Origin of the sequence: Chryseobacterium sp. ZHDP1, from assembly GCF_018603435.1 — a bacterium.
Lineage (GTDB): Bacteria > Bacteroidota > Bacteroidia > Flavobacteriales > Weeksellaceae > Chryseobacterium > Chryseobacterium indicum.
The window spans coordinates 2047899-2064111 of record NZ_CP075682.1; the positions used below are offsets into that span (position 1 = coordinate 2047899).

Consider the following 16213-nt stretch of genomic DNA (forward strand, 5'->3'; position numbering starts at 1 on the left):
CATGAGTGGAACATTTCAAATAAGAGGAGGAAAAAGACTGCAAGGCGAAATTACTCCACAGGGGGCTAAGAACGAAGCTCTTCAGATTCTTTGTGCTGTTTTGTTGACTGATGAGGAAGTTAGAATTAAAAATATTCCGGATATCCATGACGTTAATCGATTAATTGAGATTCTGGGTGATTTTGGAGTAAAGGTTACCAAAAACGGACACGGAGATTATACTTTTAAAGCAGACAAAGTAAATTTTGATTATATAAAATCCAGCGAGTTCAAAAAAGACGGCGCAAAACTGAGAGGCTCGATCATGTTGATGGGTCCTATGTTAGCAAGATATGGTGAAGCGTACATGCCGACTCCGGGAGGTGATAAAATCGGAAGAAGAAGATTAGACACCCATTTTCAGGGGCTTGTAGAGCTTGGTGCTGAATTTCATTATGATGAGGAGGAGTATTTTTACTCTTTAAAGGCAAAGGAACTGAAAGGGAAATTTATTTTGCTTGAAGAAGCTTCCGTTACGGGAACGGCAAATATTGTAATGGCTGCCGCTTTGGCAAAAGGAAAAACCAGAATTTATAATGCTGCATGCGAACCTTATCTTCAGCAGCTTTGTAAAATGCTGAACAGAATGGGAGCCAATATTTCAGGAATCGGTTCCAATTTATTAACTATTGAAGGCGTTTCTCATCTTCACGGAACGGAACACACAATGCTTCCGGACATGGTGGAAATCGGTTCCTGGATTGGTCTTGCTGCGATGACGAAATCTGAAATCACCATTAAAAACGTCAACTGGAATCAGCTTGGTGTTATTCCGAATACGTTCAGAAAGCTCGGGATTCAGCTTGAGCAGAGCAATGACGATATTTTTATTCCTGCTCAGGAAAATTATAAAATTCAAAAATTTATCGACGGATCTATTTTAACGATTTCCGACGCTCCATGGCCAGGATTTACACCCGATTTATTATCGATTATTTTAGTCGTGGCAACTCAGGCAAAAGGAAGCATTCTCGTTCACCAGAAAATGTTTGAATCCAGATTATTCTTCGTGGATAAGCTGATTGATATGGGTGCGCAGATTATCCTTTGCGATCCGCACAGAGCAACAGTAATCGGGCTTAATCAGGAAACTCCGCTGAGAGGAACCACTATGGTTTCTCCTGACATCAGAGCAGGAAATGCACTGTTAATTGCTGCGCTTTCCGCAGAAGGAAAATCTATTATTCACAATATTGAACAGATCGACAGAGGATATGAAAATATCGACGGCAGACTGAAAGCAATCGGAGCGGATATTGAAAGAATTTAATTTTTATTTTAAAATATTGAGACCACTTTTTTGAGTGGTCTTTTTTTTACACAAAAATTACACTTACATTTCTTGTTATAAAGTGAGTAAAGAATAAGCTGATTTGATCAGCCTCTGATCTCTGGCTTCGTGAAGCAAATTTATTTGCCTTTTCTTCTAAAATATCCTCAGTTCGGGATAAGAAATAAATTTAAATAATTGATTTATAGAATTATATTAATTTATCACAAAGAAAAATAAAAATGGTATTACTTTGATCAATTTTACGCCTTTGTATATCTTAAAAGCTGAATTCCTGATAATTGAATCTCTTTGTTTAACCTTGCGGTTAAAAAGACTTATCCCGAACTCAGGTTAAAATAAGATGTAAAAAAGAATTATAAAAAATTTAAGAGAATCTTAATTTTTAATGAAAAATAAAAACGACCGTTCACAAAAATGCAACGGTCGTTTGTCGTAATTAAAACTATATGAATCTCTTAAGTGTACTTTCTGCAGATATATTCTACAGTAGTACTCAAAAGCCTATTTTTTTCAAGATAAAATTCTAACTTCTTAAAATCTTCTGAAGTTACATTAATATATAACTGAACTGTACCGAAACTTCTTCCGTCCACATACTCAACATTTGCAGATAACACTTTGTGACAAATCCCGAACTGTTGGTAAATGGTATTCATTAAATGTTCAAATTTCATTTTACCATTAAGCTCTATTTCAAGTATCCACTCTTTTTTTGGCACATTTAATGGGTTTGGCAAAACCTGTAGTCCCGGATTTGGTGTAATCATAACTCAATATTTTAAGGTTAGACTTTCAGAGAAAACTGAGTTTCAGAATCTGCATCTTATTTCTCTGCGTTAATTGTATGACAAAAATAGAAAAAAATATTAGTCTACCAAATTAGTAGGGTAATATTTTTTAATTTTATTCAAATTTTTGCGGTGATGTTTAATTTTAGGTTAAAATCATTTGATTTTTTTTCATAAAAAAAACGAGCTTAGCCCGTTCTTATTCAATCTGAATATAATTTATTTTTTATTTAAGTTCCATTATTCTTTCCAGCTTTTCGGAAGCAGCCAGACCATTTGGATTACAGCCTAACTCTCCTTCAGGAACTTTCAGATTTTTCTTTTGATAGAATTCTTCCCAAAAAACATTGGTTTTTCCTGTTTTCGGATCAATAAACGTCATCGGTTCCAATTTAAAAATATGATCCTGCCGAAAAGCTCTTTCTATGAAATCTGAACAGTAATAGGAATTTTCGTCCAGAATATAATTGAAATTGTAAGGTTTACCTACCATCGATTCTGCCTTTTCAAGCACGGAAGGAATCGATTTCTGGTATTCGGATTTCAGACGGTATACTATAATCCGCTGTCCTTCCTCAGACTGGTCTTTCAGGAAATCTTTTATCTCCTGCTTTTGCGAACCGCCTTTTGGAGCGGCATGAAGCACGAAAATTCCGTCTTTACTTTTTTCCACAATACCGATGTGGTCGAAGGAAGCATTTTTCTGCTTTTGGGTGACATTATTGATTGCCCCTGAAAGTCCCGTTTCTTTTGCCGTTACAAAAAGTAAATCTCCGTTTTTCAAACCTGAAACCTGCGAGTTTTTACAGACTGTAATCAGGACAAAAAGGAAAAAAACAGTAAAAACTTTCAATAAAAAATTATTTCTTTTTAAAATTGGTTTCATAAATATCAATCCATTCTTCAACAGTCATTTTTTTGCTCATTTCTGCCAGTAATTCCATCGGAATATCTTCCATTTTTTTGAAGCGGACGCAGGATTTCCCCATATCCAGCTTTTTTTTGGAATGTTTCGGAAATTCTTCTACAAACCAGTTCAGCAGTTCGGGTTTCGCATACATTCCCATGTGATACAACGCAACGAAATTTTTCTGGGAAGCAATGCTGATGAAAGGCAAAGGTGATCCGGGTGTACAGTGATAACCGTCAGGGTACGTTTCCAGAGGAACTGCCCAACCGATCATTCCGTAGCTTGAGCCCTGCGTAAAACCTTCGGGTAAATTATCGTTAATTGTATTAAACATTTTTCTGAATATCTCCTGTCTTTCTTCGGGAATTTGAGAAATATAGTCGTCAACGAAAATGGATGGAATCTGCATATTTTTCAGTTTTAATAATTCTTCAAATTAACAAAAATTTAGCGGAACAGGATTTTAAATGAATTACTTTGTTTTAACTTTTTTGATTCGAAGGTTTTAATCTTGATGCTTCATTGAACACAAAGCTCACGAAGGTTTTTTAATTATGAAACGTTTTAGGCTCACAAAGCCGTTACACTTAGCAAAGAATAAGGTAATTTTTTTAACTTTCTTTGATTCGAAAGCTTTAATCATGATGCTTCATTGAACACAAAGCTCACGAAGTTTTTTTTAATTATGAAACGTTTTTAGGTTCACAAAGCCGTTACACTTAACAAAGAATAAGGGAAAGTTTGTTTTAACTTTTTTGATTCGTAGGTTTTAATCTTGATGCTTAATTGAACACAAAGCTGAAAAACGATTTTTAACTGAATAAAGGCTATCATTTTGAATAATAGTAAAATATTTTTCATTCCTGTTTTATTATACTAATTTAATTCTATAGGGTTATCTCCCTTTCTCCTTAACTGCATTTCTTTCTGTCTTTCCATGATGATTTTTCTTTGTTCCGGAGTAACACTTGTTCCAAGACTTTCCAATATTCCTAATGAATTTTCTCTGAAATTTTGTAACGTTTTTTCTAATTCTGTTTTAGTTGTTTCCGTTGAATTATTGTATCTGTTTTCATATATATTTACCAATCTGCCTTTCAATCTGGAATTAGATACAGATCTTACCAGTTCAAAATCATAATCCCCTTTATCATCAGTTATTTTTATGATTAATCCCGGCAATCCACTGAATTTATAAGGACCATAAGGCAATGGAATTTCTGCAGAATACCATGCAGTCCAATTTCTGCCTTTATATGAAACCTCTGCTTTTTTGCAATTAATTGTATTTATTATTTTTGTTTCGTCAATAAGTTTCCAATCTTTTATTACCGATTCTTTATATGATAGTAAAGACATGGCAACTCTTTGAAAATACTGTATATTTTCATTGGTTTGTATGATCGTATAAGAAAACTTTGTTTGTGGCATTGATGTCCCTCTGAAATCAAAAACCCCTCCCCCATTATTAATTGCTTTTCTTGAAACAATTCCGGCTACAGAATCTCTTTTCAAAGAATTAAGACTACTAAAAAATGTACGATAATCAGCTACCTGAAGTGAGAATAGTTCTTCATCTGTCTGATTGGGATTTAACGTATTTAATTTAGCTTTCAATAAGTAAATAAAATCTCCTCGCAATGAATCTTGAGTATTCAGTTGAGAATAAAATAAAATACTATAAAATAAAACGAATAGTTGAAATAGTTTTTTATGATAAGACATTGATATTGCTTTTTATTATGAAAAATTGCACATATAAAACCATATGTGCAAATGAAGATCTGTTATGTCTTAACTATTAATAACCGTGTCCACAATAAATTGCTTCAACCATATTAGCCCAAATTTGTCCTTGTTCATTAGTCCAGTCCTGAGTTGTGGTAGCAGCTACACCACAAGAAGTATAAGTAACAAAGGTGCTCTTGAATTTAGCCGCTTTTTTTGTCTTTTTTACCTCTTTAGTACTTACTATTGTTTTTGCAGCCTTAAGATTTAAGTTTTTTACAGGTGTTCCTTTAGCACTAACAAGACCCGCTACACCAAGCATAGCGACAAAAAATACTTTTTTCATAATTGTATATTTTTTTACAATTGAACAGCAAATATATGGCTATAAATCAAACAAAAGAGAAAAATTTTATTATGTTAAACCCCTGACAGAAGCCGTTTTAAAACATTATTTTATTTTACTGCTAACTTTTTATGAGAAGTTTATTTAACCACAAAAGTCACAAAAGATAAACTAAATGTTTATTTAAAGCTGGTGATTATAAATGAAAAAGATCACAATAGTTTTTAAAAATCTTTGCTTTTTATTCTTTTGAGTGCTTTGATTATTCCGGAAATTCGCTTTATCATTATCTTTTGCATCTTTTGCGGTTAATTCCGAAATTAATTTAAGCAAGTTCCTAAAATATGCTCACTCTGGCATTTTAGCTTCGGAGGTTTCCGAAATCATATTCCTTTTGGCGAGATGATTTCGGCTGTTCGCGATAGTATATCATCTTGGGCGGAATACACTCGGAGAGTTCCGAAAGTTTATTCCTTTTGGCGAGATGGTTTCGGCTGTTCCCGAAAGCTTCCTCCTTTCGGCGGTGGCTCTGGAAAGGCGATTGCTTAATTGAACACAATGCTCACTAAGGATTTTTTAATTATTAAATCTTTTTAGTTTCACAAAGCCGTTCCACTTAATGAAGAATAAGGGTTTTGAAACGATTTCTCATCTTCAAACTGAAACTATTTTTAAGTCAAAAAAAAAATCAGCCCTAAAAATTTAAGGCTGATTCTTTCAATATTATTTTGATTAAATTATTTTACAAAATTGTAAACGCTGAACATCTGAACATCCTTCCCGTTTTTGTCCAGAAACAACAATTTATTGTTTGCCGGAACAAATTGCACTAAGTTTCCGTCTGTAAAACCATAATTCTGGAAGAAATTTCTCCCTTTATAATCGAGTGTAAGTTCTTTCGGAGCCAGACTGCCAAAATCGAAAGATTTCATGGAGAAACCTGTATTTCCGAATGCTCCTTTCGGATAGAATGCAGAAACATACAGATTGTCTCCGGATTCAATTACCTGAACTCTTCTTCCCGAAGGATTGCTTCCAAGCGGTACAAACTGCTTTACTTCTCCTTCTTTATTGAATTTCATTAAAACGCCCACATCAAGCTTATATTCAGGATCCGGAAAACGGTTCATTGCAGTCGGCATCGGTCTCGAAATTGTTTCCTGTTGAACCGCCATTAAAACCTCATCTCCTTTTACGATGGTTTTAATCACTTTCACATCGTTCATATCTTTAGCACCCGCAAGATTGGTATTACTGATTACAGCTTTTCCGGATTTGATGTCGTAGAACATCACTGTTCCGAAGGTACTTCCGCCCATCGTAACTGCCTGATTTTTTCTTCCGAAGGTTACCAGATAATCGCTGTCATTTTTGCTGATGGCATATAATTTTTCAGGAATATATTTATCGTTAAAAGGCAGATCTTTATCTTCCGTGTTGGAAACCATCTCTATTTTATAGGATTCTTTCCAGCCTGCAGCTTTACGAAGCAGTACAATTTTTCCGGAGTTGGTTAAGGTCAAAGATTTTTCCACATAATCGCTGCTTAAAGAAATTTCTTTGTTCCAAAGCGGCGTTAATGTTCTTAAATCGAGAACCAGAACGTCATTAATGTTATCTGTCTTTTTCGTGGCATATCGGTCGTTGAAAACGGCAGCATATTTTCCGTTCTCAGAAAAAACCACGTAGGTCGTTCCCGATTTGTTCGTAGATTCAATTGTATATTTCGCGATACTTTTTGTGGTAAACGTTCCCGATTTTTTACTGAAGACGTGCTGAAAAACTTCTTTTCTGTTTTCTTTTCCGAAATATTCTTCCGTAAATGCCACAAATCGGTCTTCATCAATCTGCTGAGAACCCAGATAATTGTGAAGAACACCATTGGTTTTATTCGCGTAATCCTGAATGTAAGTATCTACAAGGCTTCCGTTCTGATCGAGTTTTCTCATCAGCAGCTTTTTGTGTGGGAATACGTTTCTCATCAATCCGTCGATATTTATCGCGCTGAACATATAAGAATTGTAATCGTCTGCCAAAACCAGCTTTTCGTCCGTTTCAAGATTGTCGTCCGTAGTAAATTTTGTTCCCTCCACCACTTTTACCTGTGCAAATGCGCATACAGAAGCGGTAATCATTACAGAGGCAATAATCTGTTTAATCATATTATTTTCTTTAGTTATTATAAATTTTTTCTTCTAATCTTTTCAATTCAAGGTTGGCATCATAAGACAGCTTAATGTCTACCAAATGTTCCTGAAGTTCGTTTAAATATTTTTCTGCTTCCGTGTAATTTCCCAAAGCAAGATTCAGCCTTATTAAATTGAAGTAAAGGTACTCTCCTATTTTCTGGTTGTAAAGGGCTTTTTTATCGTTGTAATTGACTTTTCCAAGCGCTGTTTTCCACATTTCGATTCCCTTCTGCATATTTTCCATGGCTACCTTATTGGGAGCGTAATCGGATTTTGCCTGAAGCTTTTTAAGATTGGTGGTTACATAGATATATGCTTTTTCCAGATCGTCGTAATCCCCCTTATTTTTTACCGTTTCTAAAGTTACCGATGAATTGATGGTCTGATATCCGAAATTGTCGTTGATGATATTCCTTGTACGGTCCATTGTTCTCTGCAGATACCTTTTTTCGTGGACATTGAGGTTGATTTCGTTTGTAGGTACACTTGCAATTTCGGCAAAGTCTGAAAAATAGGTTTTGTCTAATTTCACCACTCCGTTCTGTTTTCCGACAATTCGCACCGGCTGATTGGCAAATGTTTTTCCCTGATTGTCCTGAAAATTGGTTCTTTCCATTTCAACAAGCACATCAAGATAGTTCCCGCCTTTAGAAAAACCCGCTACATCCATCTGTGAAGCAAGAATTTTATTGTCTACAATGAGAGCATCTTTAAGATCGGGCTGTCTGTACACAGGCATCGGCGGAATATTGAGAACAGGTCTTGAAGGCAGTCTTAAAATTGGCGCTCCGTTTACAGCGGCTATTTTTTCAACCGCAGATAATTTATTGTACTCGGCAGATTCCAGCTTGAATTTCTCCTGAAGCTTTTTTACTTCAGCTTCATAATCTTTCAGCCTTTCCTGATGTTCGATCTTTGCTGTTTCTACATTCGTCTGATAATTATTTACCTGATTCTGGTACTCTTCTTTAGACATCCTTAAAACATCATCTTTTGTAATATTATAAGGAGATTTTACCGTGATGGTGTAATTTCTGTTGGCAAGATCTGTTGTAAAAACAGGCTCTTTCAGCAACTGAAAACTGATGGTTTCTTTATCAATTCTCTGTCCGAATACAGACTGAACCGAAAACAAAACGACAGGAAAAAGTAAATTTAATTTCTTCATATATCTATTTAAGTTCCGCGCAAAAGTAAAATAATTTATTAACAAAACACTTTCTGTATCTATTATTAAGGAAATATTCATTTTACAGGAACCCTTAAAGCAAAACATTCAACTTAACCCGTTAAAATTCTTTCTTTATAAGCTTTATTTCTTTATTGCGAAATTATATCTTATTTTTGCCATACAAATTTTTTGAACAATGCCGAATATTTCAAACAGAGCACTCCACATGCCGCCATCGCCGGTAAGAAAATTGGTTCCTTTTGCGCTAAAAGCGAAGCAGAAAGGGACAAAAGTTTATCACCTTAATATCGGGCAACCGGATATTGAAACTCCGGAAACGGCACTTAATGCTTTAAAAAATATCGATTTAAAAGTATTGGAATACGCGCTTTCTGAAGGAAATATCGACTACAGAAAAGCACTTACAGAATATTATCATTCTTTGGATTTCACAGATCTTACACCGGATAATTTCATTGTAACCAACGGAGGATCAGAAGCTTTAAATTTCGCCATTTCTACTTTATGTGATGATGGTGATGAAGTTATTATTCCTGAACCTTATTATGCGAATTATAACGGATTTACAAGTACGTTCAATGTAAATGTAGTAGCGATTCCGTCTACCATTGATACTGGTTTTGCGCTTCCTCCGGTTGAAGAATTTGAGAAAAAAATCACCGAAAAAACAAGAGCCATCGTTATCTGCAACCCCGGAAATCCTACCGGTTATCTTTACACCCGTGAAGAACTTCAGAAACTGGCAGAGATTGCTTTAAAATATGACATCGTAGTTATTTCAGACGAGGTATACAGAGAGTATGTTTACGACGGAAAACAGCAGGTTTCTATGCTGGCTTTTCCTGAACTGGCAGAAAACTGCATCATTATCGATTCAGAATCCAAACGTTACTCAATGTGTGGCGTAAGAATCGGATGTATGATCACGCGTTCTAAAAAAATTCACGATGCGGCAATGCTTTTTGCACAGGCAAGATTAAGCCCTGTTTTATTGGGACAGATCGCGGCAACGGCAGCTCACCAGAATGACGGAGCTTACATCAGAGCGGTAAGAGAAGAATACACCCACAGAAGAAATGTTCTTGTCGATTTACTGAACGCCATTCCGGGAGTAATCTGCCCAAAACCGAAAGGCGCATTCTACTGCGTTGCGGAACTTCCGGTAGACGATACTGAAAAGTTTGCACAATGGCTTCTGGAAAGCTATTCCCACAATAACGAAACCATTATGGTGGCTCCTGCAGGAGGATTCTACAGCAATCCGGAACTGGGGAAAAAGCAGGTAAGAATTGCTTACGTTCTGAAAGAGGAAGATTTAAGAAGAAGCGCAGCAATTCTTAAAGATGCTCTTGAAAAATACAAATCAGAATTCAGTCTTTAATTTAAACTAACATAATATGTCAGCAATAAAATATCATAGTTTGAAATTGTTCTCACTATTTATTTTATTGCTGATATTTTTTTCATGTAACAGCAAAAAGGAAGAAAATTATTCCGGAAACCCCAACGAAATTATTTCAATAAGCTATTCGGATATCGGCGGAGATCTCGGAAATTACAAAATCGTAAAAATCAACAAGGATTCTGTTTTTGCAGAACAGGGAGTTTCAGCAAAGAAAATCCATAAAGAATGGAAATCTGCAATAACCCCGCAAATCTGGAAAAGAGTAACGGCGTCTCTTAATATAAAAACATTAGACAAAATCGAAAGCTCTCCCAGCAAACAGCCGGTTGACGGATTTGATGAAACTTTCCAGATCAGAACACCGAAAAAATACCACGTTTATGTAAATTCGTATTCAGATACCATTTATTATCAACAGCTTCAGAAATTAAAAGACCAGATTAACGTCCTTCTTCCAACAGAATATAACTAAAACAATGCACGAAAATTATTCACTAAAGCCATACAATACTTTCGGAGTAGATGTAAAAGCTAGATATTTTACCGAAATACAAACCGTTGAAGAACTGAAAGAAGCCATTAGTTTCTCCAATTCTCATTCGCTTAATACTTTATTTTTAGGAGGCGGAAGCAATGTCTTATTTACAAAAGATTTTGACGGACTGGTGATTAAATTAAACCTGAAAGGAATTTCTGTGCTGCCTGTAAATGAGAACGAAGTTTTGGTTACCGCAAAAGCAGGCGAAAACTGGCACGAATTCGTGATGTTCTGTCTGGATAAGAATTTTGGCGGACTGGAAAACCTTTCCTTAATTCCGGGGAACGTAGGAACTTCGCCGATGCAGAATATCGGAGCTTACGGAACTGAAATTAAAGATGTTTTTTATGACTGCAAGGTTTTAAATCTTGAAACACTGGAAATTGAAACTTTTGATCTTGAAAAATGCAGATTCGGGTACAGAGACTCAATTTTTAAGCAGGAAGGAAAAGGTAAATATGTGATTTTAGAAGTTTCGTTCAGACTTACCTTCCGAAATCATAAGATCAAAACAGAGTACGGCGCAATACAATCCGAACTTGAAAGTTCAGGTATTGAAAATCCTACGATTCAGGATGTTTCCAGAGCGGTTATCAATATCCGGCAAAGCAAATTACCTGATCCGAAAGAAACAGGAAATGCGGGAAGTTTCTTTAAAAATCCGACGATTCCTTTGGCTCAGTTTGAAGCATTACAGCAGAAGTTTGAAAATATTCCGGGATATCCGAACGGAAATTCTGTAAAAGTTCCTGCAGGATGGCTGATCGAACAATCCGGCTGGAAAGGAAAACAAATAGGAAATGTTGCCTCTCACAAGTTGCAGGCTCTGGTTATCGTTAACGCAACAGGAAACGCAACCGGAAAGGAAATTTTTGATTTTTCGACGGAGATTATTAATTCCGTGAAAGAAAAATTCGGGATTGAACTGGAAAGGGAGGTGAATATTATTTAAAAACTCATCATGTCACAAAATTTATCAGAAAAAGAATTCAAAAAGCAGATCGAAAAACATTTTCGTAAAAAACATTACATAAAAATTTACTTTTTTGACGATAGTTCGGAAGATTTGACATCGGGCTTCATCATTAAATTTTCTGATACTTTTCTGATGCTTCAGGAATGTCACTTTACTCTGGACGGAATAAAAGTGATTCCATATAACAGAATTTCGGGCTTCCGTCATAATAAATTCGAAAAAGCATCAGAACGAATATTTTCTCAAGAAATGCTGATTAAATTCGATCAAGACATTATAAAAAACACTTCTTTAAAACACTTTGAATCTTTATTTAAATCAATAAAAGACCAAAATTTCCACTGCATCATTGAAGGCATAAAAAAAGATAAATTTACCTTTACAATAGGAGAAATACTGGAGGTAAATGAAAAGTCAGTAACTGTAAAAAATTATGACGCAACCGGAAAAATTGATAAAAAACCAAGTAAAATATTTTTCAAAAATATAGAGTTTGTAACTTTCAATGATAAGTATTCATTAACTTTCAGAAAATATTTAAAAGAATAATAAAAACACACAAATATGAAAATAGCAATTCTCGGAGCCGGAAATATGGGCTTATCCTTTTCAAAGTCTTTTTTGAAATACGAACTGATAAAGCCTGAAAACCTGCATTTAATTACAAGAAACCAGTCTAAATTTTCAAAAATCTCGGAAGAATTTCCAAAGTCTAAGATCTCTACTTTTGATGAAGTGAAAGATTTAGATGCAGATTTAATTATCATTGCCGTAAAACCTCAGGATTTTCAGCATGTTGCGGAAAATTTCCGGTTTCAGTTAAAAGAAAACCAGATGGTTTTATCGATTATGGCAGGAATTAAAATCGAAAAAATTCAGAAATTATTAAATCATCCATTGGTTGTAAGAGCCATGCCCAACTCTCCTACTCTTCTCGGAATGGGAATTACAGGCTACACTTCTGCGGAAGGAATTTCTTTCAGCCAGTTGATTAATATTGAGAGACTATTAAATTCTACCGGAAGATCTGTTTATCTGGAAAATGAAGAATTGTTGGACAGTGTTACGGCGCTTTCGGGAAGCGGACCTGCTTATTTTTACTACATTATTGATGCGATGATAAAAGCAGGGGTAGAAATGGGAATCGAAGAAAATCTTTCCCAGCTTTTTGTGAAACAGACGATGTTGGGAGCGTATCATTTAATCAACAATTCGGATAAAAGTCTGGAAGAACTTATAAAAGATGTGGCTTCCAAAGGCGGAACCACTGAAGCTGCCCTGAAATCATTTAATGAAAATAATTTAAAAGAAATTCTAAAAAGCGGTATCCTGAATGCAGAAAAACGTGCGAAGGAACTTAACGGATAATCAGACTTTTTCAGAGGATAAATCAAAATCGACTTCAGCCTGAATTTATACTAAGTTTCGGCTAAAGCCGATTTTCTTTTTTTAATCTGAGTTCGGGATAAGTCTTCTTAACCGCAAGGTTAAATAAAGAGATTCAATTATCAGGAATTCAGCTTTTAAGATATGCAAAGGCGTAAAACTGATCAAAGTAATACCATTTTGTCTTTTTTAAATAAACGAAGTGCCTTTGTTTAGCTTATCAACTTTTAATAGGTAAAAAAATCTTTTGTTTTGCTTTGCGATAAATTAATACAGTACTACAAATCAATTATTTAAACTTATTTCTTATCCAAACTGAGTTTTTTTATCATTATAATAAACTAAAATCCATTTCTATTGATGTATTCTTAAATATTTCAAACCATCCCGCTTGGAAATCGTTTTTCGATAAAATTCTTTATTAAAAACCCTAAAAATACGCCAAAAGTATTCAGAATAATATCATCCACTTCAAAAATCCCCATTCTGGAAAAGTACTGAAGTGCCTCTACAATGGTAATTGCCGAAATAAACGTAAAAAGGAGATTCTGTAAATCCTGAAGTTTAGGAAAAATCCAGCCTAGAAATCCGAAGGGAATAAACATTACCACATTTCCTGCAACAATAGTCACTATTTCTTTCCATGAAATACATCCTTTAATGAAATTGATGGTAGAAAATATCGGCTCTATGGTTAACAGATTATCTTCCATCTTCGTTCTGCCCATCCCGAAAAACATGAGATACAGCAAAAACAGCGTGTAAGGAACAATAATAATTTTATAAGATTTCTTTAACATCGTTTGCAAATTTATTCATTTCAAAAACATTAAATTTGTATGTTAAATCAATTTAATGAAATACGTTTTACTTACGCTCATTTCAGCGATGCTTTTATCCGTTTCGTGGCCTACTTACGGCGTTCCGTTTTTTATATTTTTTGCGCTTGTTCCGCTTTTGATGATGGAACACGGCGTGTCTAAATTTTCAGATTACAACAGAAAAAGCTGGGTGGTTTTCGGACTTTCCTACCTCTGTTTTGTGATCTGGAATGTGGTAACAACAGGCTGGCTTTATGGTTCCAAAAATCCGGACGGAAGCCATTCTATGATGGCGGTTGTATTTCCGGTTCTAGTCAATTCTTTCCTGTATTCATTGGTTTTCCAATGCTATCACTGGTACAAAAATGCACAGGGAACGTATTGGGGATTAGGATTTCTGATTGCGATCTGGATGAGCTTTGAAAAGTTCCATTTAGGATGGGAATTAACGTGGCCATGGCTGAATCTGGGAAATGTTTTTTCCGATTATCCTAAACTTATCCAGTGGTACGATACTTTAGGCGCAACCGGCGGAAGCTTCTGGATCCTGCTCATTAATGTATTGATTTTCTACACTGTAAGAATCTGGGAAGCAGGAAGAAAAAGAAAAGAACTTATTAAGAACACCTCCATTGTCGCCGCTTTAATCATTATTCCGATGATTATTTCTGTGGTGAAATATAATAATTTTGACGAAAAACCCATCGGAAGCGTTAATGTTCTGATGCTTCAGCCTGATCTGGATCCGTATGCAGAAAAATATACGCAGGACAGCTTAACCATCGAAAACGATCTTCTAAGTCTTGCCGAAAGAAATTCTAAAACAAAAATAGATTATTACATTGCGCCCGAAACTGCGCTTCCGGGAAGAGGTTCTATTTCAGAAACCGCTTTTGAAAAGAGTGTTATTTTAAACAATCTTAAAGGATTTTTAACTAAACATCCGGGTTCGGTTTTCGCAACAGGAATTTCTTCGCATCGTTTTTTTACAAGTGAAAAAAATCTGCCGAAAGAAGCTTACCAGATTCATACAGGACTTTGGGTGGAAAGTTTTAATTCGGCGGTGCAGGTTATTCCGAACCAGAAAGTAGAAGTCTACCACAAAGGAAAACTGGTTCCGGGTGTGGAAATCTTCCCCTATATGAATTATTTAAAACCACTTCTGGGCGATGCAATGATTAATCTGGGCGGAACGGTTGCTTCTCTGGGAACCGATAAAGAAAGGGTTGCTTTTTCGAATCCTTTCAACAAAGGAAAAATTGCTCCGATCATTTGTTATGAAAGCATTTATGGTGAATTTACGGGAGAGTATGTAAAAAAAGGAGCGAATTTTTTAGCCATCATGACCAACGATTCTTGGTGGGGCGTTACAGAAGGGCATAAACAGCTTCTTTCCTACGCAAAATTAAGAGCGATTGAAACCCGAAGAGAAATCGCAAGAGCTGCAAACAGCGGAATTTCAGCACATATTAATGCGAAAGGGGAAATCATGGAAGATACTTTTTACGGCGATAAAACCGCTTTATTTTCTAAAATAAACCTGTATGACGGGATGACTTTTTATACGAGATCAGGAGATCTTCTGTCGAGATTTTCTGTTTTTGCTTTAGGATTTCTGCTGTTTTATTTTTTAATCCGCTGGTTTCAGAGAAAGACACAGAAGGCTTAAAAATTATTATTTCCGGAATATAAAACAGATCATTCTTAAAGCCAGTGCGTGCTGTGAGTGATATTACCAGAAATCGGGATTAATAATCTGTATATTATTTATAAATAATTTTGTAAAAGATTTGTCTATCTGAAAAATTCTTCGTTATTTTGCACACTCAAATATTATAGTACAAATAAGAACATCGAGATATGTCAAGAATTTGCCAAATAACAGGAAAGCGTGCAATGGTTGGTAACAACGTTTCTCACGCTAATAACAAAACGAAGCGTCGTTTTGAAATTAACTTATTAGAGAAGAAATTTTACCTTCCGGAGCAGGATAAGCACGTAACACTGAAAGTATCAGCTCATGGATTGAGAGTGATTAACAAGATTGGAATCGAGGAAGCTATTGAAAGAGCTACTAGAAACGGATTGATAAAAAAGAACTAAATCATGGCAAAAAAAGGAAACAGAGTTCAAGTAATCCTTGAATGTACAGAGCACAAAGAAAGCGGTATGCCAGGAATGTCAAGATACATTTCTACAAAAAATAAAAAGAACACTACAGAGAGATTGGAATTGAAAAAATACAATCCTGTTCTTAAGAAAGTTACAGTTCACAAAGAAATCAAGTAATTTATAAAATATAATTTACCATGGCAAAGAAAGTAGTAGCAACCCTACAAACCGGGTCTAAAAAAATGACCAAAGTGGTGAAAATGGTGAAGTCTCCAAAATCAGGAGCTTACGTTTTCGAAGAAAAAGTAATGAATGCAGACGAAGTTGACGGTTATTTGAAAAAATAATCTCCACTTTATTTACAATATAAAAAACTACTCATATTTTGGGTAGTTTTTTTGTTATCTTTGCTTTTAATCTAATCTGGAAGTCATAAGCCGGGTGCCGGAAGTTCATCATAAAACTTAAAAATCAGGTTTTAAACTTCAG

The 16213-nt window shown here is 35.2% G+C and carries 18 protein-coding genes; 10 read left to right on the top strand and 8 right to left on the bottom strand.

Going from position 1 to position 16213, the window contains the following annotated elements:
* The first annotated feature begins 1 nt into the window (after position 1).
* A complete protein-coding gene (gene murA, locus KKI44_RS09400; protein ID WP_214590764.1) occupies positions 2-1309 on the top strand; it encodes a UDP-N-acetylglucosamine 1-carboxyvinyltransferase in 1308 nt (435 codons plus the stop codon).
* A 479-nt stretch (positions 1310-1788) separates the two neighbouring features.
* On the opposite strand, the gene KKI44_RS09405 is transcribed toward murA, so the two are convergent.
* The 7 genes from KKI44_RS09405 to KKI44_RS09435 form a co-directional block, all read right to left on the bottom strand.
* Positions 1789-2100 (bottom strand): NIL domain-containing protein, encoded by a 312-nt coding sequence (locus KKI44_RS09405; protein WP_214590765.1) that lies wholly within the window; start codon positions 2098-2100, stop codon positions 1789-1791.
* A gap of 247 nt (positions 2101-2347) precedes the next feature.
* A complete protein-coding gene (locus KKI44_RS09410) occupies positions 2348-3007 on the bottom strand; it encodes a YiiX/YebB-like N1pC/P60 family cysteine hydrolase (RefSeq protein ID WP_214590766.1) in 660 nt (219 codons plus the stop codon).
* Positions 2982-3440, bottom strand: coding sequence for a DUF1801 domain-containing protein (locus KKI44_RS09415; RefSeq protein WP_214590767.1), 459 nt, complete (start codon positions 3438-3440; stop codon positions 2982-2984). The genes KKI44_RS09410 and KKI44_RS09415 overlap by 26 nt, the downstream gene beginning before the upstream one ends.
* 467 nt (positions 3441-3907) lie before the next feature.
* Positions 3908-4756, bottom strand: coding sequence for a GLPGLI family protein (locus tag KKI44_RS09420; protein ID WP_214590768.1), 849 nt, complete (start codon positions 4754-4756; stop codon positions 3908-3910).
* A gap of 76 nt (positions 4757-4832) precedes the next feature.
* Entirely contained in the window at positions 4833-5105 is a 273-nt protein-coding gene (locus tag KKI44_RS09425; protein ID WP_214590769.1) for a hypothetical protein, read from the bottom strand.
* 737 nt (positions 5106-5842) lie between these two features.
* Positions 5843-7267, bottom strand: a complete 1425-nt coding sequence (locus KKI44_RS09430) for a hypothetical protein (RefSeq protein ID WP_214590770.1) — start codon at positions 7265-7267, stop codon at positions 5843-5845.
* A gap of 10 nt (positions 7268-7277) precedes the next feature.
* On the bottom strand, positions 7278-8462 hold the full coding sequence (locus KKI44_RS09435; RefSeq protein WP_214590771.1) for a hypothetical protein: 1185 nt from the start codon (positions 8460-8462) through the stop codon (positions 7278-7280).
* Between the two features lie 199 nt (positions 8463-8661).
* On the opposite strand from KKI44_RS09435, the gene KKI44_RS09440 reads away from it, so the two are divergent.
* The 5 genes from KKI44_RS09440 to proC are packed head-to-tail and all read left to right on the top strand — an operon-like array spanning position 8662 to position 12773.
* Positions 8662-9867, top strand: coding sequence for a pyridoxal phosphate-dependent aminotransferase (locus tag KKI44_RS09440; protein ID WP_076390929.1), 1206 nt, complete (start codon positions 8662-8664; stop codon positions 9865-9867).
* Positions 9868-9883: 16 nt separating this feature from the next.
* Entirely contained in the window at positions 9884-10363 is a 480-nt protein-coding gene (locus KKI44_RS09445; RefSeq protein ID WP_214590772.1) for a hypothetical protein, read from the top strand.
* A 4-nt stretch (positions 10364-10367) separates the two neighbouring features.
* Positions 10368-11381: a UDP-N-acetylmuramate dehydrogenase gene (gene murB / locus KKI44_RS09450; RefSeq protein ID WP_214590773.1), complete on the top strand. Its 1014-nt coding sequence runs from the start codon at positions 10368-10370 to the stop codon at positions 11379-11381.
* A gap of 9 nt (positions 11382-11390) precedes the next feature.
* Complete coding sequence (locus tag KKI44_RS09455; RefSeq protein ID WP_214590774.1) at positions 11391-11954, top strand: hypothetical protein; 564 nt, start codon at positions 11391-11393, stop codon at positions 11952-11954.
* Between the two features lie 15 nt (positions 11955-11969).
* The gene (gene proC, locus KKI44_RS09460; RefSeq protein ID WP_214590775.1) at positions 11970-12773 is read left to right on the top strand and encodes a pyrroline-5-carboxylate reductase; all 804 of its coding nucleotides are present in this window, start codon (positions 11970-11972) and stop codon (positions 12771-12773) included.
* A gap of 395 nt (positions 12774-13168) precedes the next feature.
* On the opposite strand, the gene KKI44_RS09465 is transcribed toward proC, so the two are convergent.
* Complete coding sequence (locus KKI44_RS09465; protein ID WP_214590776.1) at positions 13169-13591, bottom strand: VanZ family protein; 423 nt, start codon at positions 13589-13591, stop codon at positions 13169-13171.
* Between the two features lie 55 nt (positions 13592-13646).
* Between KKI44_RS09465 and lnt the strand changes: the two genes are divergently transcribed.
* The 4 genes from lnt to KKI44_RS09485 all read left to right on the top strand — a co-directional run bounded on the left by lnt (position 13647) and on the right by KKI44_RS09485 (position 16071).
* Entirely contained in the window at positions 13647-15281 is a 1635-nt protein-coding gene (gene lnt, locus KKI44_RS09470) for an apolipoprotein N-acyltransferase (protein ID WP_214590777.1), read from the top strand.
* 191 nt (positions 15282-15472) lie between these two features.
* Entirely contained in the window at positions 15473-15715 is a 243-nt protein-coding gene (gene rpmB, locus KKI44_RS09475) for a 50S ribosomal protein L28 (protein WP_002976757.1), read from the top strand.
* A gap of 3 nt (positions 15716-15718) precedes the next feature.
* Entirely contained in the window at positions 15719-15901 is a 183-nt protein-coding gene (gene rpmG / locus KKI44_RS09480; RefSeq protein WP_027379950.1) for a 50S ribosomal protein L33, read from the top strand.
* A gap of 20 nt (positions 15902-15921) precedes the next feature.
* Complete coding sequence (locus KKI44_RS09485; protein WP_087712364.1) at positions 15922-16071, top strand: DUF4295 family protein; 150 nt, start codon at positions 15922-15924, stop codon at positions 16069-16071.
* Positions 16072-16213: the final 142 nt, after the last annotated feature.